Consider the following 21,390-nt stretch of genomic DNA (forward strand, 5'->3'; position numbering starts at 1 on the left):
ATTACCGCCTAGCCATCACAGGCTGCGGCGATTGACCGACAGCGCTGGGAGAAGAAGGACGCGAATCACGGAAACAGCCTTCAATCAGGTCAAGACTCCGCTTTAACGCACCCTGATTATCGAGGACCATCTGGCGCGCCGCCTCGCCCGCGCGGCGGCGCGCCGTCTCATCCGTCAACCAGTGACCGATCTGCCGCGCAAGATCATCGGCACTCGACACCCGCACTCCTCCGCCCGCCTCCAGCAACAGCGCGGCGATCTCCGCGCAATGGTCCGTATAGGGGCCGAACAGCACCGGCTTGCCCCACACCGCGGGCTCCAGTAGATTGTGCCCCCCCACAGGAACCAGGGTGCCGCCGACAAACCCGACCGCCGCTTCGCAATAGGCCCGCGCCAATTCTCCCCGGGTATCAAGCACGATCACCCGCGGTCCGGTCACCGCACGATCGAGCCGGCTCCTGCGCTGCACTGTCATGCCGGCCGTCTGGATCATCGTGACGACATCGGCCACTCGTTCGATATGCCGCGGAGCAAGCATGAGAACGGCATTGGGATGAGGGGTTACGATTTTCCGATAGGCCGCAACCAGCGCCTCTTCCTCGCCCGTGTGCGTGCTGCCGGCGAGAATGAGCGATTCGCCTTCATGCACTCCTAACCCGGCGCGCAGCGACGCATCGACCGCCGTCGCCGGCATGGGCTGATCGAACTTGATATTTCCGGTCCTGCAAACCCGGTCCGCATCGGCCCCCAAGGCCACGATCCGCTGCACATCACGCTCCGACTGCATGAGACACAGCGTGAGCGACCGCAACACGGAACGATAGAACGACATGAGGCCGAAGACGTGCTGCCTGGCAAACGACCGCGAGGACAACCGTCCATTCACCAGAACGGCCGGAACCTGCCGGTCCCGCAAGGTCCAGAGCAGATTGGGCCAGAGTTCGGTCTCGACGAACACATAGAGGACCGGTTGCCACTGCGCGATGGCACGGGACACGGCCCAGGGAACATCGAGCGGAGCATAGCGATGTTCCGCCACGCCGGCCAGGCGCTGCTCGACCGCTTCCCGGCCGGTTTCCGTCACCGTCGAAACGATGAGCCGGTGATCGGGATGGTTGCGGTGCAGCTCCTTCACCAGTGGCGTCACCGCCACGACTTCACCGAGAGAAACCGCATGAATCCAGATCAAGGGGCGCCGCTCTCCGGATGGTTCCAGAACCGGCCTGATGCGCAACCCCAACCGGTCGCGCAATCCCCTCCGGCACCGTTTCTTGGCGAGCAGGATGCAGACAATGATCGGCGTGGCCAGAATGAGAAGCGTATTGTAGAGCAGTCGCCACATGTGGTTCACGAGATCGCGAGACAGGCAAGAAACCCGCGACGGGCGAGAGGAGCGGAAACCGCATTACCGGCATGATTCTGACCCGCGCCCTCCAGATAACTCTCGCCTTTCCCGCTAGTCACGCCTTTCACGCCTGACATTCACCTCCGCTTCAGCCTCAGCCGTCAGCCGGTTCAGAGCCGACTCCAGTTCGACACGCGCGGCTTCAAGCGCGGCCTCATCCGCCTCGCGCGAGACCCAGATCGGCGCGCCCCAGAGGAACAGACCCCGCGAGAAGGGATGCGGCACCATGAAGCGATCCCAGCTCGAGAAGAGTTTTTTTTTGAGCAGCCAAACCCCAGGGGGACAATCGGCAAGCCCGTGGCTTTCGCCAGTTGAATCACGCCGAGCTTGGCCACCTGTCGGGGCCCCTTCGGACCGTCCGGCGTCACCACGACATCTTTCCCCGACCGTCCCAGCTTGATCAGCGAACGCAGCGCCCCGGCCCCGCCCCTGGTGCTCGACCCGCGCACCGCTTCGTGGCCGAACCGGGCAATAATTCTGGCGATAATCTCCCCGTCTCCGTGCTGGCTGATCAAGACATGCGACCCCGGTCCGCGATAGCCGAAGGGGATCATCAACTGCTGCGCATGCCAGAACGCGAGAATGATCGACCGCCCCTCGCGATACAAGGCATCCACCGGCTCATGGCCGCGCTGCTCCAGCCGCATCGTCCCCTTGATCGCGCGGATCACCCACGCCCCGAGCGGGGGCAGCAGGGTAAACTTGACCCACTGCTCCAGCCGCTTTTTCAGACCGGCAGTCCTCCGGCTCTCGTCACCGATCACATGTCACCTGTCACGCTGCCTTCATACATTCGTCACGTCCTGAAACTGCATCGCGTGCAAACGCCGGTAGAGACCGTTCCGACGCAGCAACTCCTCGTGCGACCCGATTTCGGCAATCGTGCCGCGATCCAACACCACAATTCGATTGGCATTCTGCACCGTCGAGAGACGATGGGCAATGACCACCGTCGTCCGGTTCTTCATCAGATTGGCCAAGGCCATTTGGACAATGCGCTCGGACTCCGTGTCGAGCGCGGACGTGGCTTCGTCGAGGATCAGCAACGGCGGGTCGCGCAGAATGGCCCGCGCGATAGCCAGCCGCTGACGCTCGCCTCCCGATAGTTTCACGCCTCGCTCGCCGATCATCGTGGCATAGCCCTCCGGCAGGCGGGTGATAAAGTCATGGGCATAGGCCTGCACAGCCGCCCGTTCGACATCCTGCGCAGTCGCGCCGGGACGTCCGAAGGCAATATTATTCGCCACGGTATCGTCGAACAAGACGACGTCCTGAGACACAATCCCGATCCGGGCCCGCAACGACGGCAGTGAATAGGATTCGAGCGGCGTACCGTCGAGCAGAATCCGCCCGCTCGTCGGCTGATAGAACCGCGGCAGGAGGCTCACCAGCGTGCTCTTCCCGCTCCCGCTGCTGCCGACCAGCGCCACGACTTCGCCGGCACGGATCGACAGATCGACCCCCGACAATGCGGCGGCGGTCTGCCCGGCATAACTCAGTGACACGCCCTGCAATTCAAGCCCCTGGCGGATGCCTTGGCATTCGATGGTCCCTCGATCCTGATCCCCCTCGGTGGCGATATCGAGGACTTCGTACACCCGCTCGGCCGCCGCCAGCGCCTGTTGAATCAAATTGTTCGCTCCGGCCAATTTTCGAATCGGCGTAAACGCCATGAACATGGCCGTCAGAAACGAGAAGAACGCCCCCGGCGTCAGGGTTTCATGGATGACGAGATAGCCGCCATACCAGATGATGACCGCCACGCCGACCACGCCGATCACCTCCATATAGGAGGAGCTGATAGACCAGACCTGATTCGACTTGAGCGTCGTCGAGAGAAAGGCCTGATTGCTGGCGGCGAACCGCTTGGCTTCCGCCTCTTCCCGCTTGTACGCTTTCACCATCCGGATCCCGCTCAGGACCTCTTGAATGGTGGAGGACATGTCCCCCATCCGCTCCTGCCCCTTTGTCGCCAGCGCTCGAAGGCGCCGGCCCATCCGCGACATCGTGACCACCGACAGCGGGATGACCACGATCGACAGACTGGCCAGCTTCCAATTCTGATAGAACACCACGCCAATCATCACAAGGAACGTGAGGCTATGCTGGAACAGATCCCTCAGGACATTGGACACCGCGCTGGCCATCAAACTCACATCGTTCACGACCCGCGACACCAGCCGGCCGGATGTATTCGCGTCATGGTATCCCACCGGCAATTGCATGAGATGCTGGAAGAGCTTCTGACGGATGTCGGCAACCACGCGATTCCCGACGTAGCTCATTAAATAGGTTTGCCCGTAGCTGAAGAATGCCTTCACGACCGAGACCGCGAACAGCGCCAGCGGCAAGACCAGCAACAGGCTCTCATTCTTCTCGATAAAGATCCCGTCGAGCACCGGCTTGACTAACCAGGCATACAGGCCGGTCAGGCCCGCGACCGCTCCCGAGCAGACAATCGCGGCCGCAAACCGTACCCGGTACGGACGGATATAGCGAATCAGACGGCTATAGCGCTCTAGGCTCGACATGCGTTCAACACCACCTGCGCCGCTCGAGAGGACGCGCCGGGCTCTCCAAGACTGGCTTTGACAGCCGCCAGGGCCCGCTTCATTTCATCATAGGCCGCACGGTCTTCCAAGAGTCGGCGGGCCTCTTCGTAGAGCCGCTCTCCCGTGGCCTCATCCTGAATGAGTTCGGGCACGACCGACCGCCCGGCGACCAGATTCACCAGCCCGATCCATTGTACGCGAATCAACAGGCGGGCCAGCCGATAGGTCAACCGATCGGTACGGTAGAGCAAGACCATCGGGGTCCCGACGACGGCCGCTTGCAAGGTGGCGGTTCCTGACGCCACCAGGACAAGATCCGACACGGCCATCACTTCGCTCGCCTGCTCCTTCACGACCGTCACCGGTACGGCACTCTGCTGCAAGAGCGGCTGGAGAAGATCATCGGAAATTGTGGAGGCCTGCGCCAGGATAAACTGGGTGTCGGGACGATCGCGCGCCAGCCGCTCCGCAGCCTCCAGCAACGTCGGCAGCAGGGACTGCACTTCACGCGCCCGGCTTCCCGGCAGCAAGGCAACGACCGTCCCCCCCGACTTGAGCCTGAACCGCACCCGCAGGCTGGGCCGGTCATAATGCGGCGCCACCGCGTCGAGCAGCGGATGTCCGACAAAGGTGCAGGGCAGTCCGACCCGGTGATACAGCTCGGGTTCGAACGGAAGAATGACCATGACGTGATCCACACGCTGTTGAATATATTTCATCCGGCCCGGCCGCCAGGCCCAGACTTGGGGTGCAATATAGTAGATCACGCGCAGCCCCGCCGCCTTGGCAAACCAGGCATAGCGGAGGTTCAATCCCGGATTGTCGATAAAGACCACGGCATCCCACGGTTCCGACCTGAGCAGACGACGCATCGCCGCAAAGCGCTTAATGACGGCGCGAAGAGCCGACAGGCCGATCATCCCCATAATATCGAGATGGCCGAAGCCCTCCACCAGCCGCACGCCCGCCGCCTTCATGGCCGCCCCCCCGACGCCGACCAACGTCACGGCAGGATCAAGCTCTTTCAGGGCCCGCGCCAGATTCGCTCCATGCAGGTCGCCCGAAGCCTCACCGCTGATGATCAGAACCTTTGTCACTCGTCACCCGTCATTCGTCAGACGTGAACCCGCTGCCCCAGATCAAGGTATGCGTCTTCGCCTATTGACGCTTGACGACCGGCGCATGACGGCAGCTTTAGGATTGGCGCGCGGCGAACTCGGCGATCGCCTTGAGCACAAGATGGGCGACATCCAAGGCCGCCGCCCCGTCCTCGCCGGACACCTCCGGACGTGACCCGGTTCGAATGGCCTGGACAAAGGACTCCAGTTGCAGCTTCAACGGTTCATCGGTATTTCCCTGGAACTGCTCCGTATCGATCGTCGGCCGTTCGCCGGGCGGCGAAACCCGGCGGGAGATGATGCCCATCCGGGTCTGAAAATCGATGGACACATAGCCCTCGCGCTGAAAAAGACGCAGGCGGCGCATCTTATTGGTAGAAATCCGGCTGGCAGTCAGATTGGCAACGCACCCCCCGCTGAACTGAATGCGCGCGTTCGCGATATCAATGGTCGGGGAGAGCACCGCGACCCCGGACGCCCGCACCTCTTCGACCGGACCGGGGTTGAAGGACAGTACCAGATCAAGATCGTGAATCATCAGATCGAGCACGACATCGACATCCGTCCCCCGTTCGCTGTAGGCACTCAGGCGATGGGCCTCGATAAAGACCGGCCGCTGAATGTGGGGCCGCATGACCCGCATGATCGGGTTGAATCGCTCGCTATGCCCGACCTGGAGGCGGCACCCCTTGGCCTTTGCCAGCGCAACCAGTTCATGCGCCTCGGCCGGCCGCACGGCAATCGGTTTTTCGACCAGCACGTGCTTGCCCGCCTCCAGACACATCTTGGCGACGGCGTAATGCGCCGAGGTCGGGACGGCCACGCTCACCAGGTCGACATGCGGCAGGAGATCGGACGGAGTGCCATACACCTGTGCACCATGCCGCCCGGCAATCTCCTTCGCACGATCGGGGCTCTGGTCCGTCACACCCGCGAGTGTGACCCCGGGAATCGAGGCATAGAGCCTCGCATGGTGCTGCCCGAGATGCCCCACTCCGATGACTCCGGCACGCATGTTTTCCACCTGACAGCCTCGCGTCCCTTTGGGTTACCCGTTGATCGGCTCAACCTGTTTGAGCCCGACGACAGCGATTCCGAAGCTCCGGGCTTTCTCCAGAACCAGTTCGCGATCAAGCATCACGGTCCGGCCGGCCTCGACCGCCAGCACGCTGGCTTTCACCGAAGCCATCACATCGATCGTGCGCGGCCCGATCGCGGGCAGATCGAACCGCAGATCCTGTTGCGGCTTGCACCGCTTGACTACCACAGCCCCGTCTTTGGCCAATTCGCCGCCCCGCTTGATGGCGCCGTCGGTGCCTTCCACCGCCTCGACCGCGACGACGACCTTGTCCTTGATCACCACGCACTGGCCGATATCGAGACGCCCGATGGCTTCGGCCACGTGCCACCCGTACCGGATATCGTCCCATTCTTTCTTGGTCGGCGTGCGGGACGTCAGCGTACCCTCTTCAACCAGAATTCCCTCGAGCCCGAACGTCGATTCGCAGATGCGAATCCCCTCCCGCTCCAACTCGGCCGCGAATTCCCGCAGGATATCGTCATCCTTCCACAGGGCCACCCGCGCGGCCAGAGCCAGCGTGCGGAAATCGGGGCGGACGGTGGTGAACACATGGGTTTTCTTGATGCCCCCCAGCATCACCGCCTGCTGGATCCCGTCCTCTTTGAACGCATGAATCAGTTTGTTGAGCTGGCCGATCTTGATCCAATGGATGCGATCGACGTGGCGCTCCAACTCGGGATCCGTCTCTCCTTCGTGCGCGACGGCCGAGACGTGATAGCCCAGCTTGCGGGCATTATCCGCGAAGATGAGGGGAAATCGGCCGTTCCCGGCGATCAAACCGATGCGGCCGCCGTGGGTAGCAGTCGACGTGGTCACGCCGGTTAGTCCTCACCCTCCTGGTCCTTCGCGATGGAACGGGAGACGCCGCGCTTGGTCCCCTCCATAAACGCCACCACCTGCGCCACATCGGACTGGTCCTTGAACTCGACCTTGGCGAGCTTGATCGCCTCTGCGACTTTATGGCCCGATCGGAACAGGAGATCGTAGGCCCTCTTGAGGGCCGCGATCCGGTCCGCCGAAAATCCATGGCGCCGGAGGCCGACGGAGTTCAATCCGTAGAGATGGGCGCGATACCCGCCGGCCGCCCGCGTAAACGGCGGCACATCCTGTCCGATGGCGCAGCACCCGCCCACCATGGCATAGGCCCCGACCCGAACAAACTGGTGGATCCCGGTCAAGCCGCCGATGATCGCATGATCGCCGATGGTAATATGCCCGGCCAGGCTGGCCGCATTCGCGAGAATCAGATGGCTGCCCAGCCGGCAATCGTGGGCCACATGCACATAGGCCATCAGAAAATTCCTGTTGCCGATCGAGGTGACGCCCCCGCCCTGCACCGTCGCGCGATTGACCGTCACATATTCACGAAGAATATTGTCATCGCCGATCACCACCTTGGTGGGCTCTCCTTTGTATCCCAAATGCTGCGGAGGGCCGCCGATCGACGAAAAGGGATGCAATTCATTCCGCTCTCCGATCTCGGTCCATCCCTCCACCGTCACGTGGGAAAGCAGCCGGGTTCCCCGCCCGATCGTGACATGCTCGCCGACCAGACAGAACGGGCCGATGACCACATCGTCCGCCAGCTTCGCATGGGGATGGACTATCGCTGTCGCATGAATCTGCACGCGTAACCTCCACGTGATGAGTAAGTGGCGATGGGCTCCGATGGGTTCCAGTCCGGCCGGTCAGGCATCACACATCACCGTGTCACTGCTTTTCTTCCGTCACCATCGCCGTCACCTCGGCCTCGCATACCACATCGTCGTCGACATAGGCCTTGGCTTCCATCTTCCAGAACGGGGGACGCTTCCGCACGAGCTCCACTTCGAATCGCAACTGGTCCCCGGGCACCACCGGCTTCCTGAACTTGGCGCCGTCGATCCCCGTCAGATAGACGGAGAGCTTCACCCCTGGTCCGAAGGACTTGAACGCCAGCACGCCGCCGACCTGGGCCATCGCCTCGATGATCAACACCCCCGGCATGACCGGCCGGCCGGGGAAATGCCCTTGAAAGAACGGCTCATTGACCGTGACATTCTTGATCCCGACGATGCGGCGATCGGGCTCCAATTCTTTGATCCGGTCGACCAGCAAAAACGGATACCGGTGCGGGAGTAACGCCTGAATTTCTGCCTGTTCCATCACTGCCATTGCCATTGCCTCCTCTCCCCGTTGCGCCCGTCTGCCATTACTTGTGCTGGCGATCAAACTCTTTGACGACTTGATCGGTGACATCCAGCGCCGGCTGATGATAAAGGACGATCCGGACCGACGCGTTGCCCCCCTTGTCGAGAATGGCCAGATACCCTTCCTTTTGCGCCACCGCTTGGGCCGCCTCGGCAATCTTCTTCGAGTACTCCATCACCATCTCCCGCTGCTTCTGCTGCACCTCGCGGTTAAAATCCGCCAGGCGGCGCTGATAGGCTTCGAGTTTGACCCTGAACTGGTCCTGCTTCTCCTGCTTGGCCTGATCGCTGAGCTTGCTGTTGGGATCCTGAATGGACTGCTCAAAATCCTTCAATTCCTGGTCATCCGCATTAATGATCTTCTGCCTGGTCTGCGAGTAGCTCTTCATCTCCTCCAGCGCCCGCTTTCCCGCAATCGATCGCTCCATCACCGCCTGCTGGTCCATCACGCCCACTTTGACCGGCTCCGCCGCCGGCGCAGATTGAGCCAGCCACAGAAGCCCCGCCAACAGACCAAGCAGCCCCGCTATCCCACGTTGTTTCATACCGTGCCTCCCCTCCTGCTAGGGATATTCTCGATTGAATTCCTCGATCACCTGATTCGAAATATCGAGCGTGTCTTCATGGTAGAAGGTCGGGCCGCCCTTGCCCTTGTCGAGCACCACCTGGAGGCCCAGGCGTTTCGCCACCCTGGCGGCGATCAGCTCGATCCTTTCGCGAAACCCGTCCATCACATCTTTTTGCTTTTCCTGAACCTCCCGATTAAGCTCCGTCACCTTCTGCTGATACTCCTGCATGCGCCGGCGAAACATCTCTTCCCGCTCGCGCTTCGCCGCAGGGCTGAGGATGCTGGCCTGCTTCACGAAATCCTCTTCCATCCGGCGAAGTTCCTTTTCATCCAATTCGATCAGCACCTGCCGGTTTTTCGAGAACGCCGCAAGGGTCTCCTTGGCTTTCTTCCCCGAGTTCGTCTCCGCGAGAATGCGCGCGGGATCCAGGACCCCGACCTTCCCCTCAATCTTGGGCCCGGCTCCCGCGCAGCCCGTCACAACCGCCATCAGTACGGCCAGAATGGGCGCCAGCCTCCGGCCCCTCCCCCGCCATGACCACGTGTTCGCAGCTTCCCTTCTCACCGCGCTCCTTGCGTCATCACACTTAGAATATCGATCCGATGGTGAACTCAAAGACGCCCTTCCGTTCGCCTTCCTTCGGGTCAAGGTTGATCCCGTAGGCCACACGCAACGGCCCGAACGGGGAGATCCACCGGGCTTCAACTCCCGCTGCCGGTCGCAAACTCAGCGTGACCGGCTCATGATCGTCGAATCCTTTCCCGTAGTCGAAGAAGATCACGCCGTTGAGCTTCGCGTCGGCCGACACCGTAAAAATATAGTCGAAGTTGAAGATCAACTGTTTCGCCGCGCCGTAGATCGTGTAGTACGTCGGCACCACAGGACCCGCCCGACCGAACACGAACCCGCGCACCGTATTGATACCGCCGACGAAGAATCGCTCGGTCAATGGAATTTCCGTCCCATTGCGCGGCTCGACCGCTCCATAGCGGGCGCGCACCGAGAAGCGGGTGTCGAACGGCAACGGCGTATACTTCATGACATCGATATTATATTTGTAGAAGTCGTTGGTGCCCCCGAGCATCGGTGTGCCGAGATCGAAGCCTCCCCCGAGCCGCCACCCCGAGCGGGGATCGAGGTAGTAGTCCCGGGTGTCCCGGAACAGCGTGGTCCGGAACCCCGTCGTCGACTGGGTGCCCAGCTGGCCGCAGATCAGAGGCAGCAGATTCGGACAAAGCCCTGCTTGCGGGTCGCTGTAATCGAGCTGTTCGCCGAATATACTGATGCTCCCTGACACATACTCGGAGAGCCACCGGCCGAACATCACACTGGCGCCGGCCTTCCTTTCCATATACGAGATGTAGTTCGTCATACTTGAGTAAATATCGAGCTGGAGAGACGTCAGTCCGTCGTTCAAGTAGGGGTTGCGGAAGGTGATCAACCCGATCGATCGCCGTTGACCGAGCTGACCGCGGATACGGCCCATGTAGCCCTCCCCAAAGAGGTTGCCCTCCGTGATGTCGGCAATGGCCACCAACTGATCGAGCGTACTGAAACCGCCGCCGATGCTGAACTGCCCCGTGGGCTTTTCCTTGACTCGAACATTGAGGTCGACCTTATCCGCGGCCACCTGCTCGGGAATGATTTCGACCGTTTCGAAAAAGTTCAAATTGTTCAGCCGCTGGTAACTCCGCTTCATCGACACGGTGTCGATCGTATCCTGCTCATCAACACGTATTTCCCGCCGGATGACATGGTCGCGCGTCTTGTCGTTCCCGGTGATGTTGATCTGGCGAATCCGCATCATCTCTCCCTCTTTAATATGGAGAATGATGCTCGCCGTGCGCTCTTCGTTATTCGGATTGACGTTCGGTGCGACGTCGGCGAAGGCATAGCCCCGGCTGCCGTACAGGTCGGTCAGCCGCGTGACTTCGTCGCGGATCTTGGCCCGCTGAAAGATTTCGCCTTCCTTGATCTTGAGGTTCTCCCGGAGCTCCGCCTCCTCAAACACGGTGTAGCCGCGGAATCCCACCTCGGAGACGGTAAACGGCTCTCCCTCGGAGACGTTATAGGTCACAGTGAACCACTGTTTATCCTCGCTCAACTCAACCTGCGGCAGGCTGACCTGCGCGGTGAGATAACCTTTGTTCAGCAGCACTTCCTTGATCCGCTCGACATCGTTGGCCAGCTCATCTTGCTTCAAGACCCCGGCATCCGACACGAGTGACGGCAATTTCAATTGCGTAAAGAGCCCGTACCAGGGAACCCATTCCCGGACCGCCGTGACCCGGAAGATTTCATCCTTGGTCGCCGCCCGCATGCCGTCGAAGATCACGGTCTTCACACGTGCCTTCTCGCCTTCCTTCACGAAGAAGGTGAGCCGCTTCCGCTCCTCATCCAGCGTTTGGATGACAGGCACCACTTGCGCGTTGTAGTACCCGTCGTCCTGATAGGCCAGGCGAATTTTTTCCGCGCTTTCCTTGGCTTGCTGCTGATCCAGGAACGACTGGCCTTTGATCGTGGTTTTCTCCTTGAGCTTGTCGTCGCTCAAGTTCACATTGCCGTCATACACGATCTCGGTGATGAACGGCTTTTCCCGAACGACGAACACAACCGCCGTCCCGCCGGCCACCGACTCGGTTTCGACCTGCACATCCTCAAAAAACCCCGTATCGTAGAGAATCTTCACCTGGCCGCGCACCGTTTCCGGGGTATACGGATCATCCACTTTGAGCGTCAGCCGTCCCGCAATCGCCGGCAACTCGATCCGTTTATTGCCGCGAATGTCGATCGCTTTAACCTTGGGAGCGACCGCCTGCGCCAAGACGTCCCCCAGGGCGGTCAGCACGGAGAACAGCACCAGCACCAGCACGACCCATTGGGATTTTCGACACCAGATCACAGCCACAAACGAAGACGCCCCCACCCCAATCAGGATAATCGTGATGTCCCGGGACCGTATGTCCCGCGCCCGCATCATACAAGCAGAATTCATGTCACTCGCGGTCCTGTTCAACAGACCACAATGAACGACGGCCAACCCGCCTGTCGCCTCGCGCCGGGAGAAGATCGCAGACCACGACACACGGCGCCAGCCCACGAGCGCGAAACTTCCGGATTATATTGATGCCCTCAGATGATGTAAAGGATTATGGGCCTGCGAACGTTCACCATCATCGCACCCCCGTCGCGGAGTTCGCCTGTTTCTTGACTTCACCTGACCCATAACTTACTATCCCAGCGATGCCATCGTATACCGTCAGAAAAGCTGTCATCCCCGCCGCAGGCCTCGGTACCCGCTTCCTTCCCGCCACAAAAGCATCCCCCAAAGAGATGCTGCCGCTGGTCGACAAACCGTTGATTCAATACACGGTCGAAGAGGCCGTCGCCTCGGGCATCGAAGACATTATCGTCATCACCGGCCGAGGGAAGCGCGCCATCGAAGATCACTTCGACCGCTCCGTCGAACTCGAAGAAAATCTCAAGGGCACGGGCAAATCCCAGATGCTCAACCAGATCCGCCAGATTTCGACGCTGGCGAATTTTTGCTACGTCCGTCAGTCGGAAGCGCTCGGACTCGGCCATGCCGTCCTGTGCGCCCAGCATCTGATCGGCGATGAACCCTTCGCAGTCATCCTCGGGGACGAAATTATCGACGCCTCCGTCCCGGCGCTCGCCCAGCTCATCCACGTGTACAAGAAACGCCACGGGGCCGTGCTGGGAGTGCAAGAGGTCCCCAAACAGGACGTCGGCCGCTACGGCATCGTCACGCCCAAACGGGTCGGCAAAGGCCTGCACCGCGTGGCGGACCTCGTCGAAAAGCCGTCACCGGCGGAGGCGCCGTCCAACCTCGCCGTGATCGGACGCTATATCCTTCCGCCGGAGATTTTCCCGATCCTGAGAAAAACGAAACCCGGGAAAAACGGAGAGATCCAGTTGACCGATGCCTTGAAGGAACTGGCGAGACAATCACCCATGTATGCCCACGAGGTGGTGGGACAGCGCCACGACGCGGGAGACAAGTTGGGATTCTTAATCGCGACGGTAGAATTTGCTCTCAAGAACCCTTCGCTCGGACCGGACTTTCACGAATACCTCTCAAACAAAATGCGGACGGCTACAGGCACTCGTCGTACCTGACAGCAGACCCAGTGCCTCCGCAAGGCTGGATGAACCGCCGCTCGGTGACGACACTACCGTGACAGAAGGGCAGATATCCCATGACTGACTCGATCGAACAAGATCTCCAGCCGCCGCAAAACGTCGAGGTGCCGGACCAGCTGCCGCTGTTGCCGGTCCGCGACATCGTGGTCTTCCCCTATATGGTGCTGCCGCTGTTCGTCGGGCGGGACATGTCCATTAGAGCGATCGAAGCCGCGCTGGCGGGCAACCGCATGATCTTCCTCGCGACGCAAAAGGCGCTCGACCTGGAAAACCCAAAACCCGAAGACATTCATACCATCGGCACGGTCGGGATCATCATGCGCATGCTGAAGCTGCCCGACGAGCGGATCAAGATCCTGGTCCAGGGCATCGCCAAAGCGAAAATCAGCAATTTCATCCAATCCGACCCCTATTACTCCGTGCGCATCGACAAGCTGCCGGACACCAAGATCACCGCCACCATGCTGGAGTCCGAAGCGGTGATGCGCACCGTCAAGGAGCAGATCGAGCGCATCGTGAGCCTGGGCAAAGTGCTGATCCCCGACGTCATGGTGGTCATCGAGAACCTGGAGGAACCGGGCCGGCTCGCCGATATGGTCGCGTCGAACCTCGGCCTGAAGGTAGAGGTCACCCAAAGTGTCCTCGAGATTTCCGATCCGATCCAGCGGCTCCGCCAGGTCAGCGACATCCTCGGCAAAGAAATCGAAGTGCTCTCGATGCAGCAGAAGATTCAGGCGCAGGCCAAGGGCGAGATGGACAAGACGCAGCGCGAGTATTTCCTGCGCGAACAACTCAAAGCCATCCAGAAAGAACTGGGCGAACTCGACGAACGCACCGAAGAAGTGGCCGAATTCCGCGCGCGCATCAAAGACGCCAAGATGCCGGAGAAGGTCCTCAAGGAAGCGGAGAAACAACTCAAGCGCCTGGAGAAGATGCACCCGGACACGGCGGAGTCAGCCACGGTGCGCACCTACCTGGAGTGGATGGTGGAGCTGCCCTGGTCCAAGAAGTCGAAAGACAATCTCGACCTGAAGGCCGCCGCCCGGGTGCTCAACGAAGATCACTACGATCTCGAAAAAGTGAAAGAGCGGATTCTGGAGTACCTGGCCGTCCGGAAACTGAAAGAGAAGATGAAGGGCCCGATCCTCTGTTTCGTCGGTCCGCCGGGCGTGGGGAAAACCTCGCTGGGCAAGTCGATCGCCAAGGCGCTGGGGCGCGAATTCGTCCGCATCAGTCTCGGCGGCGTCCGCGACGAAGCTGAAATCCGCGGCCATCGCCGCACCTACGTCGGCGCCCTTCCGGGCCGCCTGATCCAGGGCATGAAACAGGCCGGGACCGCCAATCCCGTCTTCATGCTCGACGAAGTGGACAAGGTCGGCATGGACTTCCGCGGAGATCCCTCGGCCGCGCTCCTCGAAGTGCTTGATCCGGAACAGAACAGCGCCTTCACCGACCATTACCTCGGAGTGCCCTTCGACCTCACCGAAGTCATGTTCGTCACGACGGCGAACCTGATGGATCCGATCCTGCCGGCCCTCCGCGACCGGATGGAAATCATCGAAATCCCGGGCTATACGGAAGAGGAAAAGCTCGGCATCGCGCAAGCCTACTTGATCCCCCGCCAGCTCACCGAGCACGGCATTACGGACAAGCACGTCAAGATCACGGAACCGGCGCTGCGCATGATCATCGCCAACTACACGCGCGAAGCCGGCGTCCGCAACCTCGAGCGCGAAATCGCCAACGTCATGCGGAAAGTGGCGAAGAAAGTCGCCGAAGGAAAAGGCCAGGGCTTCCCCATCACACCGGCCAATCTCCACAAATACCTCGGCGTCACGAAGTACGTGCCGGAAGCGGAATTGGAAAAGGACGAGATCGGCGTCGCCACCGGGCTCGCCTGGACCGAATCGGGCGGCGATGTCCTCTACATCGAAGCCACGGTCATGAAGGGCAAGGGCCACCTCACTCTGACCGGCCATCTCGGCGACGTCATGAAAGAGTCCGCGCAAGCGGCGCTCAGCTATGTGCGGTCACGGGAGAAGACCCTGCACATCAATCCCGACATGTTCAGCAAGCAGGATCTCCACATCCATGTCCCCGCCGGCGCCATTCCGAAAGACGGCCCGTCGGCCGGCATCACTATGGCCACGGCGATCGCCTCGGCCCTGTCCGGCATTCCCGTCCGCCGGGACCTGGCCATGACCGGAGAAATCACTCTGCGCGGCCGCGTGCTGCCGATCGGTGGACTCAAAGAAAAGATTCTGGCGGCCAAGCGGGCCAAGCTGGCGATGGTGCTCCTCCCGAAGCGCAACAAGAAAGATCTGGAGGAAATCCCGAAACATCTCCTGAAAGGCATTCAATTGGCGTTCGCCGACACCGTGGACGATGTCATGAAAATCGCGCTCCGGCGCAAGCCGGCCGCCAAGACGGCGTCCAAGAAGGAATCCGCGCCGCCGGCCGCCTCTCGAACGCGCACGTCCCGCGCGAATAAGACCCGGCGAGCCGGCGGAGCGCGCTCGGCCCAGGCGACGCTCATGGCCTTGCCGCCCAACCCCTTGCCGTAACGTGTCATCTATGGCCCGTCGGAAGGCCGCCACACCCATCCAGGAATTTCCGCTCATCCGGCAGTTACAGCGCCGGTTTGAGCGGAAGAGCCCGTCGGTTCTCAAAGGCATCGGAGACGATGCGGCCGTCGTCTCAATCCCCTCAGGCAACTGGACCGTCCTCACCACCGACCTCCTCGCCGAGGGCGTGCATTTTGACTTGCGCACCGCCGATTTTGCATCGGTCGGCTACCGGGCAGCCATGGCGAATCTCAGCGACGTCGCCGCCATGGGCGCGACCCCCCGCTTTCTCCTGATCTCCATCGCCGTTCCGAAAACTCTGCAGGCCGCCGATGTGACCCGACTGTACCGTGGCCTCATGCAAGCCTGTGGAGGGTACGGAGTCCATCTGATCGGCGGAGATACCTCCGCCTCTCACCAGGGACTCTTTCTCAGCATCACCCTGCTCGGCACCACCGCAGAGGGCAAGGCGCTCTTCCGCCATGGCGCCAAGGTCGGCGACAGCCTCTACGTCACCGGCACCCTGGGAGACTCGCTCGCCGGCCTGCAGCTCTTGACGCAGAGACGGCAAACCGCCAGACAGTCACGCCTTAAGCCTGTAGACCGGCGATTTTTGGTGAACCGCCATCTGCACCCGACGGCTCGCGTGCGGGAGGGGCTCTGGCTGAATCGTGCCGGTTTCGCCACCTCGGCTATCGACCTCTCCGACGGCCTGTCCGGCGATCTTCGACATATCTGCGAGGCCAGCCATGTCGGGGCGGCAGTCGATGTGTCAGCGCTTCCGATCTCGCAAGCCTGCCGGGCCTATGCCGGGACACAGGGGATCGATCCCGTCACGCTCGCGCTGGCCGGCGGCGAAGACTATGAATTGCTCTTTACCGTGGCTTCGCACAACGAGCGGTCACTCGAACGCCAGGCTCGCTCAAGAGGATTTCAGATCACGAAGGTGGGCATCATGCGCCCCGGTCGATTCGGCATACAGGCGGTCACATCCGGCGGAGGAACCGGGCCGCTTCCGGTCACGAGCTATCAACATTTCCGGTAACGGAAGGAAGGTCCGCGTGGCATTGTCCCCGTCCTTTCGATCGCTGCTCCGGCAGGTCCTGCATCTCCAGGAACCGCCGCAGCGAACCGCCTTCGCCTTTGCGCTCGGCGTCTTCATTGCCTTCTCGCCCGCCTATGGATTGCACATGATTCTGGTGGGATTGTGCACGTGGCTGTTCGGCCTTAACTTTATCGCCCTGCTCGCAGGATCGCTCATCAACAATCCCTGGACCGTCGTGCCGATTCTCGGCGCCACCTACTGGAGCGGCGCGCTCCTGCTGGGCCGGGCCGACAGCCCCGCGTTCGACTGGCACGACCTCAGCTTCGCCGCGCTCTACCAGCAAATTCTGCCCTACGCCGTCCCTTTTACCCTCGGCGGCATGTTTCTGAGTGTACTGGGCGCAGCCCTCGCCTATCCGGTCGCCTATTTCTTCATCACCAAATATCGCCGCCCCGAGCGGGCGTCAGACGCAGCGCCATTGCCGCCTCAAGACCCCATGAGCTAAGATGCGGCCTGCCATGCACCAAGCCGACGAATCAGTCAATGCGCCCTATGACGGCTCCGCCCTCATTGCCGATCCGATCCATAAATATGTCTCCTTCACGGTGCCCTTCGCCAATCCCGATCCCCATGAACGCACCGAGAAGGACCTGATCGATTCCCCCTGGGTGCAGCGGCTTCGCTACATCTACCAGCTTCAAAGCGCGCGCTGGGTCTACCCCTCGGCGGAACATACCCGCTTCGTGCATTCGCTCGGGACCATGCACGTCGCCGGACGCTTCGCCCGGCATCTCTACCCGTTTCTGAAAAAAGCCGTTAAAGATGTGCCCTCGGCGAACTATGTCGAAGAGCTGCTGCGCATCACGGCGCTCGTTCACGACATCGGCCATGGCCCGTTTTGCCATTTCTTCGACGACAACTATCTCCACGGCTTCCATCTCACGCATGAAAAGCTGGGCCAGATCATCATCCGCGAACATCTCGGTCCGCTCATCCGGAAAATCCGCCGGAGCCCATCCGGGCCGTTCGCCAAGGGCGAAGAATTGAACCCCGATCAGATCGCCCATCTGATTCTGAAGGAAAAGGGTAAAGACAATTCCCGCATCCCGCGCTGGCTCAACATGCTCCAGCCCGTGATCTCGGGCAGCTATACGGGAGACAATCTCGACTATGTGCTGCGCGACTCCTACATGTGCGGCGTGGCGGTCGGCCCCGTCGATCTCACCCGGCTCATCCACTACACCATCATCACCGAGAAAGGATTTACGATCCATAAGACCGGCCTCCCGGCCCTGCAGATGTTCCTCAACACGAGAATGTATCTCTACTCCAACGTCTATTTTCACCGGACGACCAGAGCCATCGACATCCACTTGCGCGACATTTTCGGCGACACGATGAAGCTGCTCTTTCCCCGCGATCCGCGCAAACACATGGAGGACTATCTCACCCTCACCGACTGGTCGCTCCTGGAGGAGGTCCGCAGCTGGAAGAAGGCGCGCCAGAAAGCCCGTCGTCATCTGGGGCATGAGTGGGGACGGATTCTGGATCGCGACGTGAAGTGGAAAATGGCCTACAGCACGGCTCTCAAGGAGAAGGGGCAGGAGCGCGGGATGGCGATTCCAAGCCACACCCTCTTTGAAGAACAGATCGCCAGAGAGCTGCCGAAGGAATTGACAAGCGTCGAGTTTCGCGTGGACATGGCCCCGCTCGACCCCCGGCCGGACCCCAAAGACCGCCGCGGCAACCCCCTGTATGTGTATGACCCCGGCACCAGGCAGGTCTCAACCGAACCGCTGGAAGAATTCCTGGATCTCCTGCCGACTCGTCTCGTGCAGTTCAGAATCTACAGCCTCGACCACCGCCACGACGCCGCCCTCTCCCGCGCCGCCGCCACCGTCCTGAATAAAACGCCGTCCAGCCTCGAATCGAACTACTAGCAGGATGCTGAAAGGTCTGCCAGCGCCGCTCTCGCGTCGCTCAGAGGCTCACCGTGAAGATGGCGCCTCGGAGGTACGGACGGAAGGGGATTCTCCGTTCGCCATGACCAATCGGAAAGGCGAACGGATCGCACGAAGTGCGGTGTGTACCTCTTCGCTCACTGCGGCCTTTTTGAACGGCCTGCGGGCGATCCTGATTCGGTCCGTAACCCCGGGCGGATCTGGATTGCACAGGGCTCAGAATAGTTTTTCAACAGCCTGCTCAGTCAAACAACTAATACTGCTAACGGGTAGCTTATAGGTGATGGCAAGCTATGCTAAGGCACTCGCGAGAAAGCGCACTTACTGCGCCGGCGAACCTGCACCAGATGTCGGCTCAGCCACCGGCGCGGGAGTCGCCGACTGTACCGCGCCTTTGAAGGGCAGATCGAGCAGGGCGTAGGGATTCACGCGGGCTCCGTTGAGCTTCACGCCCCAGTGGAGATGCGGGCCGGTGGCCCGTCCGGTGGCGCCGACTTTACCGACCACCTGCCCCGCCTTCACCAGATCCCCGTCCTTTACCGACACTTCGGACAAGTGGAAATACATGGAGTAGAACCCGAGGCCGTGGTCTACAAACACGCCTTTGCCGGAGAAGATGTGATCCACGGTCAGCCGCACGATGCCATCATTGGTCGAGACGACGTCAGTTCCCAGTGGGGCGCCGATGTCTTCGCCGTTGTGGGGATTTCTCGGCTGGCCGTTCATGATCCGCACGCTGCCGAAGATGCCGGTCCGCTTGCCGCCGACCGGTTCAATGAACGTTCCCTGCCAGAGCTTCATGCGCGAGTCGGTCGCCAGCGCGGTCTTCACTTGCTCTTGCTCGGATTTCCATCTCGCGACCGCCTTCTCATCCAGATCGACTTTATCTTTGGGCAGCTTCAAATGCTCAACGCGAAACCTTTCTTTCACCACCAGGATGTTGTAACTGGCATGCCTGGCCTGCTCGCCGGACTTAATGTCGACCGCCAGCTCGTGGGTGCCCGGCTCATCCTGTAGATCAAGCCCAAGCAGGCCGACATACCCCGGCGCTTCTCCCGGACGCGGGTCGGCAAAGAAGGCGACGGTCCGGCCCAGGAATTTCCCCTGCACATCCGCCTGCGGGTCATCGCCCGGCACCTTCACCACGATGATCTGCCCTTGCTTCCCGCTATATTGCCCGTCCGCCCCTTGGGGGGTGGGCAACGAACCGGGAAACAGATCGACGGGGAAGATGCTGGACAGCAGGATGATCACCACCAAGATCATCCGCTCAAGGGACACTGATCGCTGTGGCTCTGCCCGCACTATCGCGTTCATCGGAACAACCTCACGCCGGAAACCTGTGAAAGCAACTCATCCACCCGCCGATTGCTGGAACTGAACGGGTCCATGCACAAAATCGTTTCTTCCCAGTAGCCGTTCAATTTGAGATAGGTCCAATCGACTGTGTAGGACCGGTTCTTGGCTCTGGCGAACCGGATAAAGTCCCCGCGTACTTTCGCCCTCGTCGTCTGCGGCGGAGTGGACATCGCCCGCTGCACGACCTCCTCCTCCACCACCCGGTCGATGAGCCCCTTGGACTCCATCAAATAATACAACCCCCTGGTCCGCTTCACATCATGGTATTGCAAATCGAGCAGGTACACGCGGGGATCGTCCCAGCCGCAACCCTTCTTGTCGGTATAGGACTGGATGAGATGCTTCTTGGTCACCCAGTCTACCTGATGCACCAGCTGCATAGGGTCGTCTTCCAGCTTGTCCAGCAGCGTGGCCCATTTGTGAAACACGTCATCGTGCACCGGGTCGTGCTCCTGTTGGGCCAGGTAATGCTGGGCGCGATCGAGATAGACGCGCTGGATTTCGATGGCCGTCAGTTGGCGGCCGTCGTCCAGCTTCACCTTCTTCTTCAGCGTGGGATCGCGGGAGATCTCGCGAATCGCCTTGACCGGATCTTCGAGCTCCATGCCGTGGACCGCATAGCCCTCTTCAATCATGGAGAGCACCAGCGCGGCCGTGCCCACTTTCACATACGTGACGTACTCCGACATGTTGGAGTCGCCGACGATGATGTGCAGGCGGCGATAGCGCTCGGCATCGGCATGCGGCTCATCTCTCGTGTTGATGATGCTGCGAGAGGACGTCGTCGAGGACGAGGTCTTTTCGTGAATATGCTGGGCCCGTTGCGAGATGAAATACTGCGGCTTGCCCGAGACTTTCAAGACCTTGCCCGCGCCGCCGTAGACCTGCCTGGTGACGAAGAAGGGAATCAACTGCTCCGTCACCTTCCAGAAATCTACGTCCCGCCGCATCAGAAAGTTTTCATGGCAGCCATAGGTATTCCCCAGCGAGTCCGTGTTGTTCTTGAAAATATAGATTTCGCCGGACAGGCCTTCTTCGCGCAGCCGCTCTTCCGCGGCCGGCAAACAGGCTTCCAGCAAGCGCTCCCCGGCCTTGTCGTGGGTCACGAGGTCGAGCACGTTGTCGCATTCAGGCGTGGAATATTCAGGATGGCAGCCGGTGTCCTGGTAGAAGCGCGCGCCGTTCACCAGAAACGCGTTGGACGGCCAGCTATTGGGGATGAGACCTTCGAAGATGTAGCCGAGGACTTTTTCCATCGGCAGGTAAATGCGCCCGTTCGGCGAAAAGATCAGGCCGTACTCGTTTTCGAGACCGAAGATCCTGCGCTTCATGGGGCCTGGAGATAGCATGTGGGGTAAGGACAGAATACACGCCCATCGGAGG

18 protein-coding genes are annotated in these 21,390 nt (G+C 60.8%); 5 read left to right on the forward strand and 13 right to left on the reverse strand.

Annotation, left to right across the window (positions count from 1 at the left end; genetic code table 11):
- Nucleotide 1: 1 nt before the first annotated feature.
- The 11 genes from ACO9S2_RS03175 to bamA all read right to left on the reverse strand — a co-directional run bounded on the left by ACO9S2_RS03175 (nt 2) and on the right by bamA (nt 11,909).
- The gene (locus ACO9S2_RS03175) at nt 2–1,342 is read right to left on the reverse strand and encodes a 3-deoxy-D-manno-octulosonic acid transferase (RefSeq protein WP_423720418.1); all 1,341 of its coding nucleotides are present in this window, start codon (nt 1,340–1,342) and stop codon (nt 2–4) included.
- 173 nt (nt 1,343–1,515) lie between these two features.
- On the reverse strand, nt 1,516–2,169 hold the full coding sequence (locus tag ACO9S2_RS03180) for a lysophospholipid acyltransferase family protein (protein ID WP_423720419.1): 654 nt from the start codon (nt 2,167–2,169) through the stop codon (nt 1,516–1,518).
- A 21-nt stretch (nt 2,170–2,190) separates the two neighbouring features.
- On the reverse strand, nt 2,191–3,936 hold the full coding sequence (gene msbA, locus ACO9S2_RS03185; protein ID WP_423720420.1) for a lipid A export permease/ATP-binding protein MsbA: 1,746 nt from the start codon (nt 3,934–3,936) through the stop codon (nt 2,191–2,193).
- On the reverse strand, nt 3,924–5,054 hold the full coding sequence (gene lpxB, locus ACO9S2_RS03190) for a lipid-A-disaccharide synthase (protein WP_423720422.1): 1,131 nt from the start codon (nt 5,052–5,054) through the stop codon (nt 3,924–3,926). The genes msbA and lpxB overlap by 13 nt, the downstream gene beginning before the upstream one ends.
- Nucleotides 5,055–5,151: 97 nt before the next feature.
- Nucleotides 5,152–6,090 (reverse strand): Gfo/Idh/MocA family protein, encoded by a 939-nt coding sequence (locus ACO9S2_RS03195; RefSeq protein ID WP_423720423.1) that lies wholly within the window; start codon nt 6,088–6,090, stop codon nt 5,152–5,154.
- A gap of 33 nt (nt 6,091–6,123) precedes the next feature.
- Nucleotides 6,124–6,972 carry an LpxI family protein gene (locus ACO9S2_RS03200; protein WP_423720424.1) on the reverse strand — a complete coding sequence of 283 codons (849 nt, stop codon included), beginning with the start codon at nt 6,970–6,972 and terminating at the stop codon, nt 6,124–6,126.
- A 5-nt stretch (nt 6,973–6,977) separates the two neighbouring features.
- Complete coding sequence (lpxA, locus tag ACO9S2_RS03205) at nt 6,978–7,784, reverse strand: acyl-ACP--UDP-N-acetylglucosamine O-acyltransferase (protein ID WP_423720425.1); 807 nt, start codon at nt 7,782–7,784, stop codon at nt 6,978–6,980.
- Between the two features lie 82 nt (nt 7,785–7,866).
- Nucleotides 7,867–8,310, reverse strand: coding sequence for a 3-hydroxyacyl-ACP dehydratase FabZ (gene fabZ / locus ACO9S2_RS03210; protein ID WP_423720426.1), 444 nt, complete (start codon nt 8,308–8,310; stop codon nt 7,867–7,869).
- 37 nt (nt 8,311–8,347) lie between these two features.
- Nucleotides 8,348–8,890 (reverse strand): OmpH family outer membrane protein, encoded by a 543-nt coding sequence (locus ACO9S2_RS03215; protein ID WP_423720427.1) that lies wholly within the window; start codon nt 8,888–8,890, stop codon nt 8,348–8,350.
- 18 nt (nt 8,891–8,908) lie between these two features.
- Nucleotides 8,909–9,478, reverse strand: coding sequence for an OmpH family outer membrane protein (locus ACO9S2_RS03220; protein ID WP_423720429.1), 570 nt, complete (start codon nt 9,476–9,478; stop codon nt 8,909–8,911).
- A gap of 22 nt (nt 9,479–9,500) precedes the next feature.
- Nucleotides 9,501–11,909: an outer membrane protein assembly factor BamA gene (bamA, locus tag ACO9S2_RS03225; RefSeq protein WP_423720431.1), complete on the reverse strand. Its 2,409-nt coding sequence runs from the start codon at nt 11,907–11,909 to the stop codon at nt 9,501–9,503.
- 248 nt (nt 11,910–12,157) lie between these two features.
- On the opposite strand from bamA, the gene galU reads away from it, so the two are divergent.
- From galU to ACO9S2_RS03250, 5 genes are all read left to right on the forward strand, one after another.
- Nucleotides 12,158–13,054: a UTP--glucose-1-phosphate uridylyltransferase GalU gene (gene galU, locus ACO9S2_RS03230; protein WP_423720432.1), complete on the forward strand. Its 897-nt coding sequence runs from the start codon at nt 12,158–12,160 to the stop codon at nt 13,052–13,054.
- 80 nt (nt 13,055–13,134) lie between these two features.
- Nucleotides 13,135–15,642 (forward strand): endopeptidase La, encoded by a 2,508-nt coding sequence (gene lon, locus ACO9S2_RS03235; RefSeq protein ID WP_423720434.1) that lies wholly within the window; start codon nt 13,135–13,137, stop codon nt 15,640–15,642.
- A gap of 10 nt (nt 15,643–15,652) precedes the next feature.
- Nucleotides 15,653–16,687, forward strand: coding sequence for a thiamine-phosphate kinase (thiL, locus tag ACO9S2_RS03240; RefSeq protein WP_423720435.1), 1,035 nt, complete (start codon nt 15,653–15,655; stop codon nt 16,685–16,687).
- Between the two features lie 16 nt (nt 16,688–16,703).
- Entirely contained in the window at nt 16,704–17,192 is a 489-nt protein-coding gene (locus tag ACO9S2_RS03245; RefSeq protein WP_423720437.1) for a DUF2062 domain-containing protein, read from the forward strand.
- Nucleotide 17,193: 1 nt separating this feature from the next.
- Complete coding sequence (locus ACO9S2_RS03250) at nt 17,194–18,627, forward strand: HD domain-containing protein (RefSeq protein ID WP_423720438.1); 1,434 nt, start codon at nt 17,194–17,196, stop codon at nt 18,625–18,627.
- 342 nt (nt 18,628–18,969) lie between these two features.
- Here the strand turns inward: ACO9S2_RS03250 and ACO9S2_RS03255 are convergent, their stop codons facing one another.
- Entirely contained in the window at nt 18,970–19,965 is a 996-nt protein-coding gene (locus ACO9S2_RS03255) for a M23 family metallopeptidase (protein ID WP_423720439.1), read from the reverse strand.
- The gene (gene pafA / locus ACO9S2_RS03260; protein ID WP_423720440.1) at nt 19,962–21,338 is read right to left on the reverse strand and encodes a Pup--protein ligase; all 1,377 of its coding nucleotides are present in this window, start codon (nt 21,336–21,338) and stop codon (nt 19,962–19,964) included. Before pafA ends, ACO9S2_RS03255 begins: the two co-directional genes overlap by 4 nt.
- Nucleotides 21,339–21,390: the final 52 nt, after the last annotated feature.

It is taken from the genome of Nitrospira sp. NS4 (genome assembly GCF_049546785.1).
Taxonomy (GTDB): Bacteria; Nitrospirota; Nitrospiria; order Nitrospirales; family Nitrospiraceae; genus Nitrospira_D.

Bases quoted from the DNA above. Each gene is read 5' to 3' on its own strand.
- ACO9S2_RS03175 (WP_423720418.1), bottom strand. From the start codon at position 1,342: ATGTGGCGACTGCTCTACAATACGCTTCTCATTCTGGCCACGCCGATC.
- msbA (WP_423720420.1), bottom strand. From the start codon at position 3,936: ATGTCGAGCCTAGAGCGCTATAGCCGTCTGATTCGCTATATCCGTCCG.
- ACO9S2_RS03195 (WP_423720423.1), bottom strand. From the start codon at position 6,090: ATGCGTGCCGGAGTCATCGGAGTGGGGCATCTCGGGCAGCACCATGCG.
- fabZ (WP_423720426.1), bottom strand. From the start codon at position 8,310: ATGGCAGTGATGGAACAGGCAGAAATTCAGGCGTTACTCCCGCACCGG.
- ACO9S2_RS03215 (WP_423720427.1), bottom strand. From the start codon at position 8,890: ATGAAACAACGTGGGATAGCGGGGCTGCTTGGTCTGTTGGCGGGGCTT.
- bamA (WP_423720431.1), bottom strand. From the start codon at position 11,909: ATGAATTCTGCTTGTATGATGCGGGCGCGGGACATACGGTCCCGGGAC.
- galU (WP_423720432.1), top strand. From the start codon at position 12,158: ATGCCATCGTATACCGTCAGAAAAGCTGTCATCCCCGCCGCAGGCCTC.
- lon (WP_423720434.1), top strand. From the start codon at position 13,135: ATGACTGACTCGATCGAACAAGATCTCCAGCCGCCGCAAAACGTCGAG.
- thiL (WP_423720435.1), top strand. From the start codon at position 15,653: ATGGCCCGTCGGAAGGCCGCCACACCCATCCAGGAATTTCCGCTCATC.
- ACO9S2_RS03250 (WP_423720438.1), top strand. From the start codon at position 17,194: ATGCGGCCTGCCATGCACCAAGCCGACGAATCAGTCAATGCGCCCTAT.
- ACO9S2_RS03255 (WP_423720439.1), bottom strand. From the start codon at position 19,965: ATGAACGCGATAGTGCGGGCAGAGCCACAGCGATCAGTGTCCCTTGAG.
- pafA (WP_423720440.1), bottom strand. From the start codon at position 21,338: ATGAAGCGCAGGATCTTCGGTCTCGAAAACGAGTACGGCCTGATCTTT.